Origin of the sequence: Mycobacterium lepromatosis (assembly GCF_000975265.2) — a bacterium.
Classification (GTDB): Bacteria; Actinomycetota; Actinomycetes; order Mycobacteriales; family Mycobacteriaceae; genus Mycobacterium; species Mycobacterium lepromatosis.
Map to the genome: position 1 here is coordinate 1,301,632 of NZ_CP083405.1, position 22,002 is coordinate 1,323,633.

Consider the following 22,002-nt stretch of genomic DNA (forward strand, 5'->3'; position numbering starts at 1 on the left):
GGGTTAGTTAATTTACAGCTGCACCGGATACCGTGGCTCGTTGATTTGTGGCACCACGCTGTGTTCAATGAAGATGGCATGCCACAGCATAAAAATTAGCACTGTCCACAGCCGGCGACTGTGATCTCTGGTGCCACCTCGGTGCTCGTCAAGCATTTGATGCACGGCGGCTAGGTTGACTAGATGTTCGGTCTGCGACGAGTCCACCATCGTGTACGCCCACTCCAGCAGTTCGCCGGCGCGCAGCCAATGCCGAATCGGGACCGGGAACCCGAGCTTGGGTCGGTACAACACGTGTGCTGGGACGATGGGTTCCAGTGCGCGCCGCAGCGCGTATTTCGTGGTGGCGTGGGTGACCTTAGCCTGCATGGGTAACCGGGACGCCACGGCGAACACTTCGGGATCAAGGAACGGTACCCGCAGCTCCAGTGAGTTGGCCATTGTCATCTTGTCGGCCTTGACCAAGATATCGCCGCGCAGCCAGGTGAACAGGTCGATGTACTGCATGCGGGCTACCGGGTCCCAGCCGTCGGATTCGGCGTACAACGCTGCCGTGACGTCGGTGTGGGTCCAGCCCGTGTGGAACCTGGGTAGCACAGCCTGCAACTGTGCGTCCGAAAAATTGCGGGCATTGCCGTAGTAGCGCTCCTCAAGCGTGAGTGATCCGCGGTGTAGCAGGTTCTTGCCGCGCATGCCTTCGGGCAGAGATTTGGACAACTTGCCCATCAAGCGTCGCAGTGGCCCGGGTAGGTAGTCGAAGGGCTTCAACGACAGCGGCTCCCGGTAGATTGCGTAGCCGCCGAACAGCTCGTCGGCGCCCTCGCCGGACAACACCACCTTGACGTGCTTGCGGGCTTCGCGGGCGACGAAGAACAGCGGAACCAGGGCCGGGTCAGCAATCGGTTCGTCGAGATACCAGACGATTTCCGGCAGGGCGGTGACGAACTCGCTGGGGGTAACCACCTTGGCGATGTGGCGTGCACCGATTGCCTCAGCCGAGGCAGCCGCCACGTCGATCTCGGAGAATCCCTCATGCTCGAAGCCGGTGGTAAATGTAATCAGCCGTGGATTGTGCCGGATCGCCAGAGCTGCGATGGCCGTGGAGTCGATACCACCGGACAGAAACGCACCGACGGTGACGTCGGCGCGCATGTGCTTGATCACCGAGTCCGTAAGCACGGCGGTGATTTCGTCGTAGCGGGTCTGTTCGGTGCCGCTGGTGATCGGTGCGGCGGCAAACCGCGGCACGAAGTAGCGGGTAATCGCCGGATCGAGCTGGTCGGGACGGATCCGTGCATAACAGCCCGATTCGAGTCGGTGCACCCCGCGATGCAGCGTCTCGGGCTCGGGCACGTACTGCAGGACTGTGTAGTGTTGTAGTGCGCGGGCGTCAATCTGCGTGTCGAATCTGATCACTTCGGCCAGGTCAAGCAGGCACTTCTTTTCGCTGGCCACCGCGGTGCCGCCGGTGCCGGTTGCCATGAACAGCGGCTTGATCCCGAAGGGGTCGCGGGCACAGAACAATTCGTGTGTGACGGTGTCCCACAGCGCGAAGGCGAACATGCCGCGCAGCCGCGTTAATATCTCGATGCCCCAGTAGTGGAAGCCGGCGACGATAGATTCACCGTCTCCGTCGGTGGCGAAAGCAGCGCCGTGCCGGATGACCAGCTCGTCGCGCAGCTCTAGGTAGTTGTAGATCTCGCCATTAAATGCTAGGACATATCGATCGGGTGTCTCCGGCGGCCCCCACCTTAGCGGCTGATGCGAATGCGCAATGTCGATGATGGACAACCGGTTAAACCCAAACGCAACTCCTCCCGAGAACCCATCGACGTCCAGGTCGGACCAGGTGTTTGGCTCGTCAGGCCCGCGGTGACGCATTAAATGCACCGCGTGGGCCATGGCATGATAGGCCTGAAGAACGTTGTTGGTCCCACCAGAGCGGGGGTCATCAGCGCAGGACGCGGCCACTACAAACGCCAGCAATCCACACACAGCGCTCCAGTATGCCTCATTCGGCAATGTTCGTGGGCCCGACCATCGCCGTTGGGGCCCGCATCGTCGCCTAGGTGAGTGCCGTGGTCTACGCTGCGTAGTATTCGACATCCGAGTTAGCCGAAGATCCCGCCTTTAAGCGGGTTAGCTCCGAATCGGCTCAGCTTGTGATACAGGAGGCGCCAAAAGTGACAGCTTGCAAGCCAGTCCGTTCGCAACGTGTGGGTCGGGGTATCTCTCGCCGTTTTCAGCCGCTGGCGCTGGCCGTGACACTGGGTGTGCTAGTGGTCACCTTGAGCGGATGCAGCTGGTCGGACGCGTTGGCCATGGGTTGGCCGGAAGGCATCACCCCGGAAGCCCACCTCAACCGACAGCTGTGGATCGGTGCAGTGGTCGCCTCCCTGGTCGTCGGTGTCATTGTGTGGGGCCTCATTTTTTGGTCGGCCATCTTCCACCGGAAGAAAACAACCGATACCGAGTTGCCGCGTCAATTCGGCTACAACATGCCGCTAGAGTTGGTGCTGACAGTGACGCCTTTCCTCATCATTTCGGTGTTGTTTTATTTCACCGTTGTAGTGCAGGATAAGATACTGTATCTCGCCAAGGATCCCGAAGTTGTCATTGACGTAACGGCTTTCCAGTGGAACTGGAAGTTCGGCTATCAGCGGGTCAATTTCAAAGACGGTACCTTGACCTACGACGGGGTCGATTCGGCCCGCAAAAAGGCCATGGCCTCCAAACCAGAGGGCAAGGACTCCCACGGTGAGGAGCTCGTCGGGCTGGTGCACGGGCGCAATACCCAGGATCGAGCCTACTTAAACTTTGACAAGGTCGAAACTTTGGGCACTACCACTGAAATTCCGGTGCTGGTGCTGCCTGCTGGCAAGCGCATCGAGTTCCAATTAAACTCCGCCGATGTGGTCCACGCGTTTTGGGTGCCGAAATTTTTGTTCAAGCGCGACGTCATGCCTAACCCGGTGGCGAACAACTCCGTCAACGTCTTCCAGGTCGAAGAGATAACAAAGACCGGGGCATTCGTCGGCCACTGCGCCGAAATGTGCGGTACGTATCACTCGATGATGAACTTCGAAGTTCGAGTGGTCGCTCCTAACGACTTCAAGGCCTATTTGCAGCAACGGATCGACGGGAAGACCAACGTTGAAGCATTGCAGATGATCGCTCAACCCCCACTGGCGGTGACTACCCACCCGTTTGATACCCGCCGCGGACAGCTGACCAACAGCCATTAGATAATCTTACTCGGGTTAGGATACGCAATGCATATCGAAGCGAGGCTATTCGAGTTTGTTGCCGCGTTCTTTGTCATCCTGGCGGTGCTGTACGGAGTGCTGACTTCGGTGTTCGCCACCGGTGGTGTGGACTGGGTCGGCACTACCGCGCTAGCGCTGACCGGTGGCCTAGCGTTGATTGTTGCCACTTTCTTTCGTTTCGTGGCTCGTCGGTTGGATACTCGACCCGAAGACTATGAAGATGCTGAGATCAGTGACGGTGCAGGGGAATTGGGGTTTTTCAGCCCGCACAGTTGGTGGCCGGTTCTGGTCGCCTTGTCGGGCTCAGTGGCGGCAGTTGGTATCGCGCTGTGGCTGCCGTGGTTGATCGTTGCCGGGGTCGTGTTTGTTCTTGCCTCGGCAGCCGGACTGGTCTTCGAGTACTACGTCGGCCCGGAGAAGCACTGATTAGATGAGAAGCACTGATTAGATTTGGTACCGGAGAAGGTCACAATCAGGGCATCGGTTGATTAGTGGGTAGTTCGCCAAGACTTGTTTGCCCTTCTCAGTTCGGTAGGGTTGCCGAGGCAGAATGAGAATCTCCCGAGCGCGCGTGCAATGATGTAGCCGCGCGACCCGCGCGCAGGTAATGCAGTTGAACAGGGTAGGCAAACATGAGCGGGCCGAATCCCCCGGGACGGGAAAATGAAGAATCCGATTCCGGTAAAGAGCTCAGCGACGAATTGGATCCCCGTAACGGCGTAAACTCCGTTGACGAATTGGCACCCGTAACGGATAGCACTGTAGTAACAGTGAGTGACCATACCGGCGAGACCGACGTATACTCACAGGCCTACTCGGCTCCTGAGGTTGACCAGTTCACCGATGTCTCGTACGTGCCGGCGGATCTCAAGCTCTATGACTACGACGAGTCGTTGGTCTACGATGAGCCGGGTGCTCCGCGCTGGCCGTGGGTGGTTGGCGTTGCTGCTATCTTGGCCGCGATCGCACTGGTGGTTTCGGTGTCTTTGCTGGTCACGCGTACCGACACCAGCAAACTTGCTACCCCAACTACTAGCCGGTCCACTTCGCCGGTGCAGGACGAAATCACCACCGCTAAGCCGCCGCCACCCAGCACGGAGACTTCGACAGCGACTGAGACGCGGACAGTGACGGTGACGCCTTTGCTGCCACCGTCGGCGACGAACACCGCAGCGCCACCATCATCGGCGGTGCCACCTCCGCCGACGACGCCCACGACTACGGCCACGACGCCGACCGGCCCTCGGCAGGTCACCTATTCGGTGACGGGCACCAAAGCGCCGGGTGACATCATTTCGGTGACTTACGTTGATGCTTCCGGTCGGCGACGGACTCAGCACAACGTCTATATTCCGTGGTCGATGACCGTTACACCGATCTCGCAATCCGACGTCGGCTCGGTCGAGGCGTTTAGCCTCTTCCGGGTCAGCAAACTCAACTGCTTGATCACCACAAGTGACGGAACGGTGCTTTCGTCGAATAGCAACGACGCACCGCAAACGAGTTGTTGATGGTGAACAGGCATTCGGTGTACCGGCGTGAGTCGGATACCATTGCGCCGGACGGCATCGATCGTATTCTGGTCGGCGTATGTGCGGCAGTCTGGCTGGTGCTGATCGGGGTGAGTGTAGCTGCGATTGTTGCATTGGAAGATCTGGGGCGTGGCTTTCACAAGATGGCGAATAACCCGCACACCACCTGGGTGTTGTACAGCATCATCGTCGTTTCCGCGCTGATTATCGCAGGGGCTGTGCCGGTATTGTTGTGGGCTCGCCGCATGGCTCGGGTTGAGCCGCCGACCCGACTGACGGGTGTGCCGACGCGCGGAGGAGTCAGGAAACTGGTCGGCGCCGAGCGTTCCACAGCGCGTATCGAGGCCGAGCGGGTATGTGCGGAGATGGGTCAGACGGTCGCGCAACCCGGCGATTGGTTGGAGGCGGCAGCATGCCAGATCTGGCTGCGCGGCGCGGTTGGATTGACTGGCACGATGGGGGCCGCGTTGGTCGCGGTTGCGGCTTCGACCTATCTGATGGCTGTTGGTTGCGACGGCGCGTCGTGGGTTGGTTACGTTCTAGCCGGGATCGTCACGGCGGTTATGCCGGTGATCGAGTGGATCTATGTTCGGAAGTTACGTTGCTTGGGTTGACGCGGATAAGCGGTCTGGCTCGATAGGTGTTCCTCTCTGACCTGTGCTCGACTTCCCTGCTAGCTAGTCCTTTCGCTGCTGCGCGGCTAGGGTTTTCGCACTACGTCGTATGTATCGTTGCCGAGCTTAATGCTTGCCGCGTTCCCCATGCGGGGAACCGACGATGCTGTCTTGGTGTTCGCGCAACGCGGTAAGTGCACGTTGCTCTGCGGCATGCTTTGCCTCGCGCAGTGCCGCATCCTCGGATACCGGATCTGCGAACAAGAAGCTACCGCTACTGGGTGAGCCAGCCGAACCCAGTTTGTTCATCCGCTTGGGAACAGCAGCGCCCTGGTACTCGAGCGGTACTGGGTGGCCGTGATCGTCTACCGGGCCGAGCGGCTGGTGCAGCTCGATGTACGCCCCATGCGGTAGCCGTTTGATGATGCCGGTCTCGATGCCATGTTCGAGTACCGCTCGGTCGCTACGTTGCAGCCCGATACACCACCGATAGGTGATGAAGTAGACGAGCGGTGGAAGTATCACCATGCCGATGCGACCGATCCACGTCGTCGCGTTGAGCGAGATGTGGAACTTTAACGCGATGATGTCGTTCATCGCCGCGAGCGTGAGCACTATGTAGAAGGCGATCGCCATGGCCCCGATTGAGGTGCGCACCGGAACGTCACGCGGCCGTTGCAGTAAGTTGTGGTGGGCGTAGTCGCCGGTGAACCGCTTCTCCAGGAACGGATAGGTGATTAGCAGGACGAAAACCAGGCCCATGATCACCGCGACCCAAACTGGTGCGGGTACGGTGTGGTGCCAGAAATAGAACTCCCAGGCTGGCCAGATACGGGCCAAGCCCTCGGTCCACATCATGTAGAAGTCTGGCTGCGAGCCAGCTGACACCTGAGATGGTTTGTAAGGGCCTAGGTTCCAGATTGGGTTGATCTGCAGCAAGCCGCCCATAAGACCCAGGACGCCAACAATGGCTGCGAAGAACGCGCCCGACTTGAACGCAAACACCGGCATTACTCGCACACCGACGACGTTGCACTCGGTGCGGCCGGGTCCGGGGAACTGGGTGTGCTTCTGGAACCACACCAACGCTAGATGCAGCCCTATAAGTGCGAGGATGACCCCCGGGATTAGCAGGATGTGCAGTGCGTAGAGCCGAGGGATCAAGATAGTTCCGGGGAAATCGCCCCCAAACAGCGCCCAGTGCAGCCAGGTCCCGACCACCGGTATACCTAGCGTGATCGACGACAGTGCGGCCCGTAGGCCGATGCCCGACAACAGGTCGTCGGGCAGCGAGTAGCCGAAGTAGCCTTCAAACATGGCCAGGATCAGTAGTAGCGAACCGATAACCCAGTTGGTCTCGCGCGGCCGCCGGAAAGCTCCGGTGAAGAAGATGCGTGCCAGGTGTACCATGGTCGCCGCGGTGAACATCAATGCAGCCCAGTGGTGGATTTGACGGACGAAAAGGCCGCCTCGGACTTCGAAGGAAATGTCTAGCGTCGATTGGTACGCGCGTGACATCTCGACCCCGCGTAATGGTTGGTAGACGCCGTTGTAGGTGACATCAGTCATCGACGGATCGAAGAACAGCGTGAGGTACACACCGGTGAGCAGCAGCACGATGAAGCTGTACAGCGCGATTTCGCCGAGCAAGAACGACCAGTGCGTCGGAAAGACCTTGTTGAGCTGCCGGCGCAGCGCTGCCGACGGGTGATATCGCGTGTCGATGGCTTCAGCTTGGCGGGCCAGGACATCACCGATATCCGGAACGAATTTTGGACTCATGTTGTGCGTTCCCAGAATGCTGGCCCGACCGGTTCGACAAAGTCACCGTTGGCAACCAGATACCCGTCGGTATCGATGGTGATGGGCAGTTGCGCCAATGCGCGCGCGGCTGGACCGAATATCGGCTTGGCGTAGTGCAGCGCGTCGAACTGAGATTGGTGACAAGGGCACAGGATTCGGTAGGATTGCTGTTCGTATAGTGAGGATGGGCAACCCAAATGCGAGCAGATTTTGGTGAAGGCGAAGAATTCGCCGAAGTTGAAATTCTCCTGTCCTCGGCGTTTGACCACACGAGGCATATCACTGGGGCGGATGCGGATGAGCATTACCGGGTTGCGGATACCCATCTTGATTGCTGTCAATTTCTCGTGTGATTCCATGGTGGTTCCGTCGCCGTCGGACTTGCGCCACGGGAAGACGGTCTCCATCCCGCCGGCGTCGACGTCTTCCGGACGCATCCGGATAAACGGTGCTCCCGAGTGCGACCCGGTAGCTCTCGCCAGATAGATCGTCTCGCCGTGGTAGCGTGGAGTCCAGCCGGAAGTCCAAAGCACGGCCTTCATCCCATTCGCGGTGGGCACGACTGGTTTCCAGGGGTTTTTGATGAAACCGCCAATAAACGCCACCAACGTGCTGAGGCCAAACGCCCCCAAGCCCACGCCCAACGACAGTCCGACTAGCTTGCGGCGCCTGATCGTTGAGCTCTCAAAAGCATCGGTTAGGTTCGCCACGACCGTCTTGCGGTCGATCTCACGCGATGTGCCGTCATGGCGTTCCTGGATCGAAATCTCTTCTGGGATGAATCTCTTCTGAAATTGCACCGCGCCAATAGCGATCGCCAGGATGGACAGGCCGAAGGTCAGACCATACAGAGGGGTGGCAATGGTGTAGAGGAAGCTGCCTGCGGCCTCTTTGGGTTTGTACTCCCACGGCCAGAACAGGAAGATCAGTAGTAACGTCAGACCCAATACGCCACCCAGCAAAAGCCAGAAGGCTATCCTTCGTTCGGTGCGCTTTTCCGCCTTGGTGCCTTCGATCGGCCAGCGCTGCTCCTGGTAGACGGTGTTGACACCATCGAGCTGACCGCCCAGGGCTACTAGTTCCTCGCGTGACATTGCCCCCTGTGCCGCTTCGTCGAGCTCCCGGGAAGCGCCGACACCGTCTTTCGGGTCAGCGTTCATGCTCGTGCCCCAATCCACAGTGCCAGTCCGATGGCGGTGACCATCCCGATGATCCAGATCGCCATCCCCTCCGGTGCAGGGCCGAAGCCACCGAGACTGTAGCCGCCCGGCTGGCGTTCTTCGATGACGGTTCGCACGTAGCCGATGATGTCCTTCTTTGCTTCGAAGGAAAGCTGGCGGTCGGCGAACTTGGGCATGTTCTGTGGGCCGGTCAGCATCGCGGTGAGGATTTGCTGTTCGTTGGCGGGCCCGAGGTCGGGCGCGTACTTACCGGACGACAGTGCACCACCTTTTCCGGTGAAGTTGTGGCACGACGCGCAGTTTAGTCGGAACAAGTCGCCGCCGCGACCCAGGTCGGTACCGCGCAGTGATTGCATCGCAACGCTACCGTCGGGGTTATGTGCCACGGTAGGCCCACCGCCGTTGGCCTGGACGTAGGCACCGATTGCGTCGATTTGTGACTCGTTGAAAATGGGGTTTTTACGCGCTACCTGGGCTTCACCGCGCATAGCGGGCATTCGGCCGGTCGATACCTGGAAGTAGACGGCCGCTTCGCCGACCCCAATCAGACTCGGCCCGTGGTCGGGCACGCCTTGCAGGTTGGCGCCGTGGCACGATACGCAGGAGGTATCGAACAGTTGCTTGCCGGTACGTAGCAGCGCTGACGAGTCCTCATCGGCGACGGCTACTTGCGGGGTCGGGGTCAGGACTGCCGCCAGTCCCCCAGAAACGGTCAGCGCTACCAGTAGCAACAAGCCTCCCGATAACCGGCGGCGCAAACGCCGCCGCGAACGCTCACTGCCTCGTTCTGGTGGCTGGCTGCATCGCCTACCGGATCGAGTGAAACCCAGTTTCTTCAACCGATCACTCCTGTCGTTTTCTGTTTGGGCCTTGCGTGGGTTCTGTTTGGAGCTTGCCGGCTCATCGGATGAAATAGATCACGGTGAACAAAGCGATCCACACGATGTCAACGAAATGCCAGTAATAGGAGACGACGATGCTGGCGGTCGCCTGGGCCGGTGTGAACTTGCTCATCGTAGTGCGGGCCAGCAGGAAAATGAAGGCGATCAGGCCACCAGTGACGTGCAGTCCGTGGAAGCCGGTGGTCAGATAGAACACGCTGCCGTACGCGCTACTGGGGATGGTGGTGCCATGAGTTATCAAGTGGTAATACTCGTAGCCTTGGCCGAGAACGAAAAACAGGCCCATTAATAAGGTGATCACATACCAGCGGCGTAACCCGAAGACGTCGCCTCGTTCAGCCGTGAACACTCCCATCTGGCAGGTGAACGATGACGCGATGAGCACCAGCGTTACCGGGACGGCTTGGTAGAGATTTAGTTCGGTCGACGGCGGCCACTTCCCGCCAGCCTGAGCACGCGCAGTGAAGTACATCGCGAACAGTCCAGCAAAGAACATCAGCTCACTGGAAAGCCAGACTACGGTACCGACACTGACCATGTTGGGTCGATTCAACGAATGCACCCGCGACGTAATTGCAGTACCCAAGGTGCCTACAGTGCTCGTCACATCCGCAAGTATGACGTTTTGTAGTTGTTAAATTCTACCCGGGGAGGCAAATCAGTTGCCCGCGTCGCTTTTGCACCGTTGGCGGCGTGCTTTGGAGGCGTTTGGAAGGGCAAGTGGTCTGCATGGGACCATTGGTCGGTGGCTTTGTTATCGCAACCGCCTTCTTCTCGCAGCGACACCGGATCGGTATTGTCTTGGCCGCAGGTCTTGGGGCGTTTGACAGCAGGGCAGGATCTCGCGCAAGGCCAGGCTGCCTGGGCGATGGGCCAGGTCATGACTGGAAACGCGCGGCCAGCCCAGATCGCTGCGTTCGCGGTGGCGATGAAGATGAAGGTCCCCACCGTGGCCGAAGTCAGCGAGCTCGCTGACGTCATGCTCAGCCACGCGCGTAAGCTGCCCACAGACGCGATCCGCCAAGATATCGGAGACACCGTCGACATTGTCGGGACTGGGGGAGATGGTGCTAACACAGTCAACCTGTCCACCATGGCCGCGATCGTAGTTGCGGCCGCGGGTATACCGGTGGTCAAACATGGCAACCGGGCCTCGTCCTCGCTGTCAGGCGGAGCTGACACTCTGGAAGCACTGGGGGTGCGTATCGACCTTGGACCCGAACAGGTCGCGAATAGTCTTGCCGAAATCGGGATTGGGTTCTGTTTCGCACCGCTGTTTCAACCGTCTTACCGGCACGCATCTGCGGTGCGCCATGACATCGGGGTGCCAACCGTGTTCAACATCCTCGGGCCGCTGACCAATCCGGCCTGGCCACGGGCCGGATTGATCGGCTGTGCGTTCGGCAATCTCGCCGAGGTGATGGCGGGGGTGTTCGCTGCGCGCCGCTCCAGCGTGCTGGTAGTATATGGCGACGACGGACTCGACGAATTGACCACCACCACTACCAGCACGATCTGGCGTGTGCAGGCGGGCACGGTGGATAAACTTACTTTTGATCCCGCAGGATTCGGGTTTGCGTGTGCCGACCTCGACGAGCTGTTAGGCGGGGATGCGCAAACCAATGCGGCGGAGGTGCGTGCCGTACTAGCCGGGGACAAGGGCCCGGTCCGCGACGCCGTTGTTCTCAACGCCGCCGGTGCGATCGTCGCCCACGCTGGGCTATCCAGCCGCGCTGAGTGGTTGCCCGCGTGGGACGATGCTTTGGCGCGTGCCAGCGCGGCTATCGACTCGGGTGCCGCCGAACAGCTCCTTGCGCGATGGGTGCGGTTTAGTCAGCAGGTCTAAATCCCACTCCCAGAAACCGTCAGTGTGCTCGGCAGCCAGCCTGTGCCGAGCGCGCCGATGTAGCCCGCGTTGCCCGGGTGCTTGCCGTGTGCAGCTGGGAGGCTCAGCCAGCTGATGCCCAAACGTGCGCACATCGGCGTGGCCAGTCGGCGCACGATTAGCGCGGTCTTTTCGATCAGCACGCCGCCTAGTGGGGTTGGTGCCGGCAGGATTGTCTGGGTGTCGGGGTGGAGATGGCATCGGCGGCACCCCACGTCTGGGCGGTGCCAGCTGCGGTGAGTTTGGCCGTGGTGGATAACGACGAGGTGATAGCCACTCTGACCGTCGGGGCCGGCCAGCTTAGCGGCGATCAGCTCGGTCAGCGTGACTAGGGTACCTGGGAGCTTGCCACGTCACAGAGCCTTGACAGCGGTTAGTCTGGTGTTATCCGGGCTGTCGATCAACGCGGTCTTGTTGGCATGTATTGTGAGTTTGTGGCGTTTCAAGAAGTGGGGGCAGGCCGTTTTGTGCAGCGGCGATCCGCACGATATCCGTTCGCACTCCCGTAAACTTGCCCCTGCAGCGTCACTGGTGCGGCGGCGTCGGTATGGGACCGAAACGGGTCGGTGGCGCGGTGCACTCGCCACTGAACGTCGGGGAGCGGGGAACCTCGCGTCGGTCAGCGTCACCCGCTACTGTTGCGGAAACCGCGACTGACGGTTGTACAATCGCGCATGCGCAGCTAGTACTCGCAGTTCACGCAAGGCCGGCTTCTAGTTTGTGTATACATTCGACGTGGTCGACCGTGCTGGTCAAACGACCCATACTCCTTCCTCTGGCCGCGTAGGTCCGCGCTGTTGAAATATGGCCTTACCTGATGGCGTAGGTCGACAGTGGTGCCGACGTAAAACGCCTCGCCTAACGGTCCGCGGAACAGGTAGACGCTCGTTCGATGCGGCAGGCCGTAAACGAGACTCCGTTTCCGACGCTATGTTGGCGTAACATCGGGAGATACGAGCATGGTTTGGTCAAGGTGTGCATACCCTGGTTGTCTACTCGCTCGGTGAGTGCGTGCAACACTTCGACGGTGGCGGCGGGCATCTTCGAGAGTTCGATGGGTGGGCTTGCGCAGCTTTAGTGGGCAAACAGCCGCGCCCACACGGCCAGTTGCACCGTACGCAGCACCGGAGGTCGTGGCCAGCTGAGATCGCACTGTTGCGCGGCGGCCCGCAGGCATCTGATGTCGAACCCGGCGTTGCGGGCGACTAGCACCGAATCGCCGGGGAACTCCAAGAACATCGGCAGTACGACATCGATGGTGGAAGCATCACACACCGTCGATTTCGCGCTTATGCTGGTGAGGTGCGCGATCTGGAATCGGGTATTGCGCTGGGGGTTGACCAGAGGCGAGCTCACTTAGCCCAGTGCCGCCGCGAACCTTGATCGCGCCGATCTCGGTGATCGCGTCGGGGGCAGTTCCCTCGGTACTGGTTGTGTGTAAGCCAGTGGTCTCGAGGTCCACCATAGACAACAGTGGTCTTGCGTAACGGCAGCTTTTCGGGGCCCCCGGCTGTCGCCGGTGCTCCGGCCACATTGGCGAGATTCAGCCAAGTTGCATCGGTCAGACTTATAGCTGTGACGTTTAGCAGATCCAACGGACAGTGTTACGGCCATCGTGATGCGACGGCAGTCGAAAGATAAAGATGTCGGTGCCGGCGGCTAGCGTGCGACAGTTCGACTTCGTTAGCTTGACTGACTCGACCCGAAACGATTCAGACCTGATGGCATAAAGCGGCGGATCCGATATCAAAGGCATAGCGTCGCTCGAGCCATGGTCGGCGGTGGTGATCGACGGTGATGACTGCGCGATGAGCGGACCTCGGGATGCCGTGACTGTATCATCACCGTGCTGATGAGGGTATCGGAGACCCCTTTGCAGGACAAACGTGCTGCTTTGGCAGTGCCCACCGACGTCGGATTGGCGCCCCGGTTGCTTCTTCTGGTGCCGATCCACGGCGATCGCTGGATCGGGTTCGCTTGAGTGCCTGGACCTGCCAAAACCCTTGGGTCGCCGGTTCGGGTGCGATGCTCTCAAGCGGGTAACTGAAATCTTTCTATTTTCTTAACGATCCCATTTGGACAACGTCGATATCATTTCGTAACCTGTTTGAGATCTAAAGCTTCCTCAATGGCCAAGTGCCTTTGGCAGTTTAAGGAAAAACTTTGAGACTTGGCTGCAAGCATCATCCGGTCGTGCGCCTGAGTGCGTGCTTTGTTGTCGGAACGCTAGCAGGGTTCGCTGTGTTATCTCGTGTCCTTGTCGCCACCGCGACGGCCGACCCTGCCGGGGATGCGCTGGCGAAACTTAATGAGCTATCCCGCCAAGCTGAGCAGACCACCGAAGCGGTGCACAGCGCGCAACTTGACCTGAGTGACAAGTTGGCAGCTCAACGGGCGGCAGATAAGAAGTACATGGAAGATCAGGCTGCTCTGGCGGACGCCAAGATGCGCTTGGCTATGTTCCAGGATGCGGTCAACAAATCTGCCGCCGCTACGTACATGGGTGGTCATATCGACGACATGATCGCCCTATTGACAGCGTACTCACCGCAACAATTGATCGACAAGTCCGCTCTACAGCGAGTGCTAGCTATTCAAATGGCTGCACAGATGGCCAACTACCGGGCTGCCGGGGAACAGGCTGTCAAGGCAGAGCAGGCATCCGCGAAGTCCGCTGCCGACGCTAAGCACGCAGCCGACCAGGCTGCCGCAGTACAGGCAGGCCTGCAGTCCAAGCAGAGTCAGTTACAGGTCCAAATCGGAATCGTCAAATCACAGTACCTTTCGTTGTCGCCTAGCCAGCGTACCACACTTGCAGAGCCTGGGCCAGTTCCGGCGGTGGCTACTCTGCCTGATGCGGCATTAGCTGGCGGCGGTAGCCCGCCAGCTAATGCCGCATCGCCCGGCGGATTGCCCGGGGTTGCTCTAGCCCCTTTCGCAGGTGGTGGCGACCGCGCAGCTGTTGTGCAGGCGGCGCTGACCCAGATCGGAAGTCCCTATGTTTGGGGTGGCGCGACGCCCGGTGGATTCGACTGTTCCGGATTGGTGATATGGGCGTACCAGCAGGCCGGTATTGCGCTGCCTCATTCCAGCCAGGCCCTGGCTCGCGGTGGTCAGCCGGTGTTGCTGTCGGAACTGCAGCCCGGTGATGTGCTGACTTTCTACTCGGACGCTTCGCATGCCGGCATCTACATTGGGGACGGTATGATGGTCCATTCCTCTACCTACGGTGTGCCGGTGCGCGTGGTGCCGATGAACTCATCCGGCCCGATCTATGATGCCCGCCGCTACTAAACGTCTCGCACTGGGTCGTTTTGCCGCCAGCGCCGGCGGTTTCCGGTCATGCTAGTTGGGCTATGGTTGTTATTGCGTTGGTTCGGGCCTCATAGATCAAGTGGGCTGCGCCGTTCCGTGCGTCACTCGTCGTTTCCGCTCGCAGCCGGGTCCACACACCGGTAAGGTCATTCACTGGTCGTCGGTGACTGCACTGTCAAGCTGCTAGACGTTAGCGGGCCGGTAACCGACTATCTGCTGTCTTGCGTTGCGGCACGAGTATCGGCCGTCGCAGTCGACGCAGTTGAAGCCTTCTGGGGGGAGAGTGGACTGGTCGCTCGACATCTCGGTGTTGCCCGCCGCCACGGACTGGCAGTTCCATGCAGCAGCCGGCGGGGTGGCGGTATCGCAGTGGGGGTGATATCGCGGCGGTGGCGGTTGCAGACTGCGTCGCTCCGGCTCGTCGGGTGGCTGTCGGCCAACGGATCATGTTTGCGCCGGGTGTGGCCAACATAGCTGATCTGGAACTACGAATAGTGCTTTTCCATAAGCTTTTTCACTACATGGCGCACGCCGACATTGCCGTGGATACACCTCGATGGTTGACCAAGAGGGTGGCAGATTTCGTCGCTCGACTGAACACTGCGGTGCCTGCCGACGCACGCTCGGCGGCCTAGATGCTGCCGCCGGGTATCGACCTGGGCGGCAGCAGGCGTCGTCTTATGATCGCGTGTGGTGGTTTGCGTGCTTCGTCGTCGATACCTTCGTGACGGCGAAACGACGCGCATTTTACCTGGCCGCGTATGGTGTGTGTCGGATATGCCGACCCGCTCATCACCGTCCGGCAAGGGTACTGGGCTCCGATTCGGTCGCCTTGCGCGCGAACTGGCGGTCCTGATTGACCCGATTGGCCGAGCGCTTTGCACACCGCCACGAAGTCGGTTGCGCCGCCAGGCTAGCCTGGCGCAGGTGAGCCGGGTCCTGCTGGTAACCAATGACTTTCCGCCCCGACGTGGTGGTATCCAGTCTTATCTGGGGGAGTTTGTTGATCTTCTGGTCAAGGTCGGGTCGCATGACGTTATAGTGTACGCACCGCACTGGACAGGTGCCGACACTTTTGATGAAAACGTTGCCCATGATGGCGGTTATCGGGTAGTGCGCCATCCAGGCACGATGATGCTGCCCGGCTTGGCGGTCGATGCCCGTATGCGCCGGCTGATCGCTGACCATGGCATCGACACTGTGTGGTTCGGCGCGGCAGCGCCGCTGGCCCTGCTGGCGCCGCGTGCCCGAAAGGCGGGAGCGACCCGGGTGCTGGCCAGCACACACGGTCACGAAGTGGGCTGGTCGATGCTGCCGGTTGCACGTTCGGTGCTGCGTCGCATCGGTGACGGTACCGACGTTGTGACATTCGTCAGCCGTTACACGCGATCGCGTGTAACGGCTGCCTTCGGTCCCAGGGCCGTGTTGGAATACCTCCCGCCAGGTGTGGATGCTGATCGATTCCGGCCTGATCCGGCGAGCCGAGCCGAGCTGCGTGACCGCTACCGGTTGGGTGAGCGGCCAACTGTCGTGTGCCTGGCGCGGCTAGTGCCGCGCAAAGGCCAAGACATGCTGATCAGGGCATTACCATCGATCCGGCAGCGGGCTGACGGGGCCGCGTTGATGATTGTCGGGGGCGGCCCGTATCTCGGAACGCTGCGTAAGTTGGCCCAGCGGTGTGGGGTTGCCGACCACGTGATATTCGCCGGAGGCGTGGCGGCTGTCGAACTACCCGCTCACCACGCGCTGGCTGACGTATTTGCAATGCCGTGCCGCACCCGCGGTGGGGGCATGGACGTTGAAGGTTTGGGCATCGCGTTCCTGGAGGCCTCGGCTACCGGAGTGCCGGTAATCGCTGGCAAATCCGGTGGAGCTCCGGAAGCTGTGCAGCACAACAAGACTGGACTGGTGGTTGACGGTCGGTCGGTGAATATGGTGGCTGACGCGGTCACCGAGTTACTGACCGATCGTGACCGGGCCGCTGCTATGGGCGCGGCTGGACGGCACTGGGTAACAACCGAGTGGCGCTGGGACACACTGGCAGCTCGGCTGGCGGATCTGCTGCGCGGCAACGACAGCCGCTAGTCTTTCTCGTAGATCAACTCAATGTCGGAGGCGAACTTTTGGGCGACCACATTGCGCTTCACCTTCATCGTCGGCGTTAGTTCGCCGGTCTGCTCGGTGAAATCAACCGGCAAAATGCGGAATTTGCGGATCGACTCAGCATGTGACACAGACAGGTTGGCCTGTTTGACGGCCGCGTCCACTTCGGCCACCAAATCAGGGTCGGTGGTCAGATCGCCTACCGCCGCGTCGGCTGCCTTGCTGTTGCGCTGCTTCCAACCATCGAAGGTCTCGGGGTCGATGGTGATTAGCGCACCTACGAATGGCTTGGCGTCCCCGACGACCATCGCCTGGCTGATCAGCGGGTGAGCCCGCAGCTGATCTTCTAATACCGCGGGGGCAACATTCTTACCGCCGGCGGTGACGATGATCTCCTTCTTGCGGCCAGTGATGGTCAAGAAGCCGTCTTCGTCGATAGCACCGAGATCGCCTGTTTTAAACCAGCCTTCGGTAAACGCCTCGACGGTTGCTTGTTCGTTATGCCAATAGCCGCTGAACACCACATCGCCGCGTACCAACAGCTCGCCGTCGTCTGCGATGCGCATACTGTTGCCCGGCAGCAGCTTTCCAACGGTCCCCACCTTCACATTGCCGGCCTGGTTAAGTGTGATGGCCGCACTGGTCTCGGTCAGTCCATAGCCTTCGTGGATGGTGAGTCCCACCCCACGATAGAAGTGACCTAGCCTCGCACCTAAGGGTGCGCCGCCCGACACTGAAGTATGGCAATCACCGCCAAGCGCCGCGCGCAACTTGTGGTAGACTAGTCGGTCAAAAACCGCGTGCTTAGCGCGCAAGAGCAGCCCTGGGCGGCCGCGGTGGGAGGCCTCACTCCACTCAATCGCAGTCTGTGCGGCCATCGCGAAAACTCGACTTTTGCCTTCGTTGGCCGCGTTTTGCCTAGAAGTATTGTACACCTTCTCGAACACCCGTGGCACAGACACCACCACCGTCGGCTTAAACACCGCCAACATCGGCAGCAGATTCTTGATGTCGCTGGTGAACCCGACGGTCATCTTGTAGGTGAAGGCAGACAAGGTGAGAGCTCGGGCTAGTACGTGAGCCAGTGGCAAGAAAACCAGCAGCCGCTGGCCGGGCTGCAACAACGTCGGGAGGCATTCTTTGGCGCCCCGGACCTCGTAGAGCAGGTTGGAGTGTGTGAGTTGACAGCCTTTGGGGCGACCGGTGGTGCCCGAGGTATAGATAAGTGTCGCTGGGTCCTGGGCGCGTAGCGCCTTGAGCCGGTTGGTCAGCTGAGCCGCGTCGACTGATGCGCCGGCTTCAGCGAGTTGGTCGAGCGCCTTGGCGCCCGCGCCGTTGATCTGTAGCACCTGACGCAGGGCGGGCAGCTCGCCGGCAAGTTGATTGACCATCGTCGCGTGCGCATCGGTCTCTGCGAACACCAACACCGCACCTGAGTCCTGCAGCATCCAGCGTACCTGCTTGGCTGACGAGGTTTCGTAGATCGGCACGGTTACCGCGCCCACGGATAAGATCGCCAGGTCGAGGATAGCCCACTCGAAGCAGGTGGCCGAAAAGATAGATACCCGGTCGCCTGCCTGCATCCCCAGCGCAATCAAACCAAGTGCCGCGGAGCGAATTTGACTGGCCGCTTCAGCGCATGTCACGTCGGTCCAGACGCCGTCGATCTGGCGTTGATAGATGACCAAGTCGGGATCATTGCGCTCGTGCTCGAAGACCACGGCCGCGATATTGTCGTGCTCGCCGACGGAAAATCGGGTTGGGACGCTGGACTCACGCACTCCATTGACCTCGCTTGACCTTGAGACGTTTCCGGGGCTGGCTTGCTGTCGCACAGCCTAGCCGAGCGTTCATAGCGGACGGAGGTGATTGGTCAGGGTACCACTCCGGCTTGGCTGCCGGCTCGCCTCTGTATCCACCTATTAGATTACGTGTGTGAAGCTGAGGCCCATGAATTCCACGAATAGCATTCAGATCGCAGACGAGACGTATGTTGCTGCTGACGGCGCACTGATAGGTGCCGCAGTCGCTGATCGGTCGAGCTGGCACCGGTGGTGGCCTGATCTGCGGCTGCAGGTTGTCGAGGACCGGGCGGAAAAGGGAATCCGATGGGCGGTGACGGGAGCCCTGACCGGCACTATGGAGATCTGGCTGGCACCCTTAATAGAGGAGCTGGACGGAGTGGTGCTGCACTATTTCCTGCATGCTGAACCGGCCGGCGTAGCGGCCTGGCAGTTGGCCAAAATGAATATGGTTAAAGTGACGCACCGCCGCCGGGTGGCAGGCAAGGCAATGGCTTTTGAAGTGAAAATGACACTCGAACGGTCGCGCCCCATTGGGGTTTCTCCGGTAATTTAGCTCTGATGGATGTTGGCTCGAACTCGAAAGAGTACCATTTCCTTCGAAGGAATCGAGACACTCTCGCAGATGACCGCGGTCGACCCGTTTTGCGGGACGGGAACCGGAAAGGGAGTATCTAGGTGGCAGATAAAACTACGCAAATGTTCTACATCGATGCGAATCCAGATGAGGTGATGAAGACGATTGCCGACATCGAATCCTACCCGCAATGGATTTCGGAGTATAAGGAAGTCGAAGTTTTAGAGGTCGACGACGAGGATTTCCCGAAACGGGCGCGCATGTTGGTGGACGCAAAGATTTTCAAAGACACCCTGATTATGTCCTATAATTGGCCAGCGGACCACCAATCAGTTAGCTGGATTCTCGAATCGAGCTCGCTGCTAAAGTCCCTCGAAGGCTCATATCGCCTGGCACCTAAGGGGTCTAGCACTGAGGTTACCTACGAGCTTGCGGTCGACCTTGCTATCCCAATGATCGGTATGCTCAAACGTAAGGCGGAACGCAGGTTGATTGATGGGGCGTTGAAGGACCTGAAGAAGCGAGTCGAGGGCTGAGTAATTCTAGTAGATGCCGGGTGCCGGCTTCGGCCCAGATCAGTCTTTTCGTTGGCAAAGGCGGGGTAGGAAAGTCCACCCTGGCGGCCGCCACAGCAGTACGTGATGCGGGCGAGGGCCGGCGGGTGTTGGTGGTCTCCGCCGGCCAGGCGCATTCGCTGGGTGATGTACTGGGTGTCGTGGCCGTGCCCACCGGGCACGGCCAACCTGTTCGGGTGCTTGGCTATGACGTTGAGGCGGGTGGCGGTTTTCTCGACGCGCTAGCACTGGACACGCTGGCTCTAATCGAGGCCCGATGGCGGGATGTGGTCGACGACTTGGACCGGCGATTTTCCGAGTCCGAGTTGAGCAGCATTGCTCCCGAAGAACTTTCAGCTTTGCCGGGCATCCAGGAGGTGTTCGGTCTGTACACGGTCGGCGAGTTTGCGACAGCTGGGCGATGGGATCGCATTGTGGTCGACTGCGCCTCGACCGCAGATGCGTTGCGCATGTTGACTCTGCCCTCCACCGTGGGTCTCTACATGGAGCGTGGGTGGCCACGCCATCGCAGGCTCAGCATCGCTGGCGGCGACGCCCCATCGGCGGCGGTGATGGAGTTGTTAGAGCGCATCAGTACCAGCGTTGAGCGGCTTGGTGCATTGCTGACTGATGGTTCACTAGTCAGTGCGCACCTGGTACTGACCCCAGAGCGGGTAGTCGCGTCTGAGGCGATTCGGACGCTGGGTTCGTTGGCGCTGATGGGCATACGGGTCGAGGAGTTGATCGTCAATCAGGTGCTGGTACGAGATGAGTTGTATGAGCACCGAAGCCTGCTTGATCACCCAGTGTTCTCCTGGTACGCGGAACACATCTGTGAGCAACGCGCCGTCCTCGATAAACTCGACTCTACCATCGGTGACGTCGCGCTGGTAGTGATTCCGTACTTGTCCGGAGAACCGATTGGCCCCAAGGCGCTGGCCGCGCTGCTGGACGTTGCTCATCGTCGGCGCGGAACCGCGCCGACGGGTCCGTTACATCCCATTGTTGACCTAGAGTCCGGATCGGGACTGGAGTCTGTGTACCGATTGCGACTAGCGTTACCCCAGCTCGATTTCGCAGCGTTGACTCTGGGGGCGAATCGATGACGATCTGATAGTCAGTGCCGGTGGGACGCGGTGCAGAGTTCGGTTGGCCTCTGTCCTGCGCCGGTGCATGGTGCTGGATGCGCAGCTGCGGGGCAGCGAGTTAACAGTTCGTTTTCGGTCGGATCCGGAGGTGTGGCCGATATGAGTGGGTTTTATCCCGACATCGGTCCGGAGCTGCGCAAGCTTGCCAAGGCGACCCTGGATGGGATCGACCCTGCGGTGCGGTCCGTTGCTGCATTAGCAGCGGGTGCTAAAGGCACTGGCAAATGCCAGCAGGAATGGTGCCCGGTATGCGCACTGACCGCGTTGGTCACTGGTGAGCAGCATCCGTTGCTAACTGTCATCGCCGATCACAGTGTCGCTCTGTTGGATGTGATTGGCGCCATCGTCGACGACATCAATCAGTCGAACAAAACCCCGCCGGACGGCCCGCCCGACGGGGGCCTGGACACCGACGGACCAGCCCGGACCAGTACAGCTAACGGTGCCGTGCGAACACGCTACCAGCCCATACCTGTTTAGTGTCGGGGACTGATTGGCTGGAGTGGAAAGTGGTCCCGCCTATACATAATCGGTACAGTTGGCGCAGAACACCGTCTGATTCGGGGAGAGAGAGGGATATGTGGTACTGGCTATTTAAGTACATTTTCATGGGTCCCGCGCTTTCCATGCTTGGTCGACCGAAAGTCGAAGGCCTGGAATACGTCCCGAGTTCTGGTCCGGCGATCCTGGCCAGTAATCATCTCGCAGTGGCTGACAGTTTTTATCTGCCGCTTGTGGTACGCCGCCGGATCACCTTCCTTGCGAAATCGGAATATTTCACCGGAACCGGCTTGAAAGGCTGGTTCACCAGCTGGTTCTACCGCGCTACCGGCCAAGTGCCCATCGACCGCACTGACGCCGACACAGCCGAGGCCGCGTTGAACACCGCCAAGCGGTTGCTTGGCCACGGCAAATTGCTCGGTATGTATCCTGAGGGCACCCGTTCGCCCGACGGTCGACTATATAAAGGCAAAACCGGGGTGGCCCGGTTGACTTTGCAGACCGGGGTTCCGGTGCTACCGGTGGCCATGATCGGCACCAACTTGATCAATCCTCCGGGCAGCAAATTGTGGCGATTTGGGCGGGTCACCGTGCGTTTTGGCAAGCCGATGGACTTCTCACGTTTCGAGGGGTTGGCTGGTAACCGCGTCATCGAGCGAGTTGTCACCGACGAAGTGATTTACGAGCTGATGGAGCTGTCCGGTCAGGAGTACGTCGACATTTACGCCGCTAGTGTGAAGGCCTGCAGCAACGGTGCCAACGTTGCCAGATTGACCAACGAGGCCGTGCGCATACCCGATACCGCCGTGGGATAGCCTT

Annotated in this window: 22 protein-coding genes and 1 pseudogene; 15 read left to right on the forward strand and 8 right to left on the reverse strand. The window is 59.9% G+C overall.

Annotated elements, in window-relative coordinates; translation table 11 throughout:
• Positions 1-12 precede the first annotated feature (12 nt).
• The gene (asnB, locus tag MLPF_RS06155; RefSeq protein WP_045842758.1) at positions 13-1,995 is read right to left on the reverse strand and encodes an asparagine synthase (glutamine-hydrolyzing); all 1,983 of its coding nucleotides are present in this window, start codon (positions 1,993-1,995) and stop codon (positions 13-15) included.
• Positions 1,996-2,183: 188 nt separating this feature from the next.
• Here asnB and ctaC point away from each other — a divergent pair, with 188 nt between their 5' ends.
• The 4 genes from ctaC (at position 2,184) to MLPF_RS06175 (ending at position 5,412) form a co-directional block, all read left to right on the forward strand.
• Positions 2,184-3,245 carry an aa3-type cytochrome oxidase subunit II gene (gene ctaC, locus MLPF_RS06160; protein WP_045842759.1) on the forward strand — a complete coding sequence of 354 codons (1,062 nt, stop codon included), beginning with the start codon at positions 2,184-2,186 and terminating at the stop codon, positions 3,243-3,245.
• A 27-nt stretch (positions 3,246-3,272) separates the two neighbouring features.
• Entirely contained in the window at positions 3,273-3,692 is a 420-nt protein-coding gene (locus tag MLPF_RS06165; RefSeq protein ID WP_045842760.1) for a cytochrome c oxidase subunit 4, read from the forward strand.
• Positions 3,693-3,898: 206 nt separating this feature from the next.
• The gene (locus MLPF_RS06170) at positions 3,899-4,777 is read left to right on the forward strand and encodes an MmpS family transport accessory protein (RefSeq protein WP_045842761.1); all 879 of its coding nucleotides are present in this window, start codon (positions 3,899-3,901) and stop codon (positions 4,775-4,777) included.
• On the forward strand, positions 4,777-5,412 hold the full coding sequence (locus tag MLPF_RS06175) for a DUF2561 family protein (protein ID WP_045842762.1): 636 nt from the start codon (positions 4,777-4,779) through the stop codon (positions 5,410-5,412). The genes MLPF_RS06170 and MLPF_RS06175 overlap by 1 nt, the downstream gene beginning before the upstream one ends.
• Before the next feature lie 126 nt (positions 5,413-5,538).
• Here MLPF_RS06175 and qcrB read toward each other — a convergent pair whose 3' ends face one another.
• The 4 genes from qcrB to ctaE all read right to left on the reverse strand — a co-directional run bounded on the left by qcrB (position 5,539) and on the right by ctaE (position 9,905).
• Positions 5,539-7,194, reverse strand: a complete 1,656-nt coding sequence (gene qcrB, locus MLPF_RS06180) for a cytochrome bc1 complex cytochrome b subunit (RefSeq protein WP_045842763.1) — start codon at positions 7,192-7,194, stop codon at positions 5,539-5,541.
• A complete protein-coding gene (gene qcrA / locus MLPF_RS06185) occupies positions 7,191-8,375 on the reverse strand; it encodes a cytochrome bc1 complex Rieske iron-sulfur subunit (RefSeq protein ID WP_045842764.1) in 1,185 nt (394 codons plus the stop codon). The genes qcrB and qcrA overlap by 4 nt, the downstream gene beginning before the upstream one ends.
• Positions 8,372-9,235 (reverse strand): cytochrome bc1 complex diheme cytochrome c subunit, encoded by an 864-nt coding sequence (qcrC, locus tag MLPF_RS06190; RefSeq protein WP_045842765.1) that lies wholly within the window; start codon positions 9,233-9,235, stop codon positions 8,372-8,374. Before qcrC ends, qcrA begins: the two co-directional genes overlap by 4 nt.
• Positions 9,236-9,296: 61 nt before the next feature.
• Positions 9,297-9,905: an aa3-type cytochrome oxidase subunit III gene (gene ctaE / locus MLPF_RS06195; RefSeq protein ID WP_045842766.1), complete on the reverse strand. Its 609-nt coding sequence runs from the start codon at positions 9,903-9,905 to the stop codon at positions 9,297-9,299.
• Positions 9,906-10,043: 138 nt separating this feature from the next.
• On the opposite strand from ctaE, the gene trpD reads away from it, so the two are divergent.
• Positions 10,044-11,144 (forward strand): anthranilate phosphoribosyltransferase, encoded by a 1,101-nt coding sequence (gene trpD / locus MLPF_RS06200; RefSeq protein WP_045842767.1) that lies wholly within the window; start codon positions 10,044-10,046, stop codon positions 11,142-11,144.
• On the opposite strand, the gene MLPF_RS06205 is transcribed toward trpD, so the two are convergent.
• Positions 11,141-11,326, reverse strand: coding sequence for a hypothetical protein (locus tag MLPF_RS06205; RefSeq protein ID WP_050039000.1), 186 nt, complete (start codon positions 11,324-11,326; stop codon positions 11,141-11,143). The genes trpD and MLPF_RS06205 overlap by 4 nt on opposite strands.
• A 45-nt stretch (positions 11,327-11,371) precedes the next feature.
• Here MLPF_RS06205 and MLPF_RS06210 point away from each other — a divergent pair, with 45 nt between their 5' ends.
• Both MLPF_RS06210 and MLPF_RS06215 read left to right on the forward strand, forming a co-directional pair.
• Positions 11,372-11,515: a hypothetical protein gene (locus MLPF_RS06210; protein ID WP_156147013.1), complete on the forward strand. Its 144-nt coding sequence runs from the start codon at positions 11,372-11,374 to the stop codon at positions 11,513-11,515.
• Positions 11,516-11,528: 13 nt separating this feature from the next.
• Complete coding sequence (locus tag MLPF_RS06215; RefSeq protein ID WP_237817267.1) at positions 11,529-11,840, forward strand: hypothetical protein; 312 nt, start codon at positions 11,529-11,531, stop codon at positions 11,838-11,840.
• Positions 11,841-12,257: 417 nt separating this feature from the next.
• Here the strand turns inward: MLPF_RS06215 and MLPF_RS06220 are convergent, their stop codons facing one another.
• Positions 12,258-12,539: an exonuclease domain-containing protein gene (locus MLPF_RS06220; protein WP_082082334.1), complete on the reverse strand. Its 282-nt coding sequence runs from the start codon at positions 12,537-12,539 to the stop codon at positions 12,258-12,260.
• A gap of 807 nt (positions 12,540-13,346) precedes the next feature.
• On the opposite strand from MLPF_RS06220, the gene ripC reads away from it, so the two are divergent.
• The 3 genes from ripC (at position 13,347) to pimB (ending at position 16,583) form a co-directional block, all read left to right on the forward strand.
• The gene (gene ripC, locus MLPF_RS06225; RefSeq protein WP_045842768.1) at positions 13,347-14,477 is read left to right on the forward strand and encodes a peptidoglycan hydrolase RipC; all 1,131 of its coding nucleotides are present in this window, start codon (positions 13,347-13,349) and stop codon (positions 14,475-14,477) included.
• Between the two features lie 410 nt (positions 14,478-14,887).
• Positions 14,888-15,133 (forward strand): hypothetical protein, encoded by a 246-nt coding sequence (locus MLPF_RS06230; protein WP_236684905.1) that lies wholly within the window; start codon positions 14,888-14,890, stop codon positions 15,131-15,133.
• 292 nt (positions 15,134-15,425) lie between these two features.
• A complete protein-coding gene (gene pimB / locus MLPF_RS06235; RefSeq protein ID WP_045842769.1) occupies positions 15,426-16,583 on the forward strand; it encodes a GDP-mannose-dependent alpha-(1-6)-phosphatidylinositol monomannoside mannosyltransferase in 1,158 nt (385 codons plus the stop codon).
• Here the strand turns inward: pimB and MLPF_RS06240 are convergent.
• Entirely contained in the window at positions 16,580-18,382 is a 1,803-nt protein-coding gene (locus tag MLPF_RS06240) for an AMP-dependent synthetase/ligase (protein ID WP_045842770.1), read from the reverse strand. The two genes, pimB and MLPF_RS06240, sit on opposite strands and share 4 nt — an antisense overlap.
• Before the next feature lie 169 nt (positions 18,383-18,551).
• Here MLPF_RS06240 and MLPF_RS06245 point away from each other — a divergent pair, with 169 nt between their 5' ends.
• The 5 genes and pseudogenes from MLPF_RS06245 (at position 18,552) to MLPF_RS06265 (ending at position 21,998) form a co-directional block, all read left to right on the forward strand.
• Positions 18,552-18,959 (forward strand): hypothetical protein, encoded by a 408-nt coding sequence (locus MLPF_RS06245; RefSeq protein WP_045842771.1) that lies wholly within the window; start codon positions 18,552-18,554, stop codon positions 18,957-18,959.
• 122 nt (positions 18,960-19,081) lie between these two features.
• Positions 19,082-19,516, forward strand: a complete 435-nt coding sequence (locus MLPF_RS06250; RefSeq protein WP_045842772.1) for an SRPBCC family protein — start codon at positions 19,082-19,084, stop codon at positions 19,514-19,516.
• A 20-nt stretch (positions 19,517-19,536) separates the two neighbouring features.
• Positions 19,537-20,785, forward strand: a pseudogene (locus MLPF_RS06255) (ArsA family ATPase).
• Positions 20,782-21,162 (forward strand): hypothetical protein, encoded by a 381-nt coding sequence (locus MLPF_RS06260; protein WP_045842796.1) that lies wholly within the window; start codon positions 20,782-20,784, stop codon positions 21,160-21,162. Before MLPF_RS06255 ends, MLPF_RS06260 begins: the two are co-directional and overlap by 4 nt.
• A 98-nt stretch (positions 21,163-21,260) precedes the next feature.
• Positions 21,261-21,998, forward strand: a complete 738-nt coding sequence (locus MLPF_RS06265; protein WP_045842773.1) for a lysophospholipid acyltransferase family protein — start codon at positions 21,261-21,263, stop codon at positions 21,996-21,998.
• Positions 21,999-22,002: the final 4 nt, after the last annotated feature.

Bases quoted from the DNA above. Each gene is read 5' to 3' on its own strand.
- qcrB (WP_045842763.1), bottom strand. From the start codon at position 7,194: ATGAGTCCAAAATTCGTTCCGGATATCGGTGATGTCCTGGCCCGCCAA.
- MLPF_RS06175 (WP_045842762.1), top strand. From the start codon at position 4,777: ATGGTGAACAGGCATTCGGTGTACCGGCGTGAGTCGGATACCATTGCG.
- MLPF_RS06165 (WP_045842760.1), top strand. From the start codon at position 3,273: ATGCATATCGAAGCGAGGCTATTCGAGTTTGTTGCCGCGTTCTTTGTC.
- MLPF_RS06260 (WP_045842796.1), top strand. From the start codon at position 20,782: ATGAGTGGGTTTTATCCCGACATCGGTCCGGAGCTGCGCAAGCTTGCC.
- MLPF_RS06265 (WP_045842773.1), top strand. From the start codon at position 21,261: ATGTGGTACTGGCTATTTAAGTACATTTTCATGGGTCCCGCGCTTTCC.
- qcrA (WP_045842764.1), bottom strand. From the start codon at position 8,375: ATGAACGCTGACCCGAAAGACGGTGTCGGCGCTTCCCGGGAGCTCGAC.
- MLPF_RS06170 (WP_045842761.1), top strand. From the start codon at position 3,899: ATGAGCGGGCCGAATCCCCCGGGACGGGAAAATGAAGAATCCGATTCC.
- MLPF_RS06245 (WP_045842771.1), top strand. From the start codon at position 18,552: ATGAATTCCACGAATAGCATTCAGATCGCAGACGAGACGTATGTTGCT.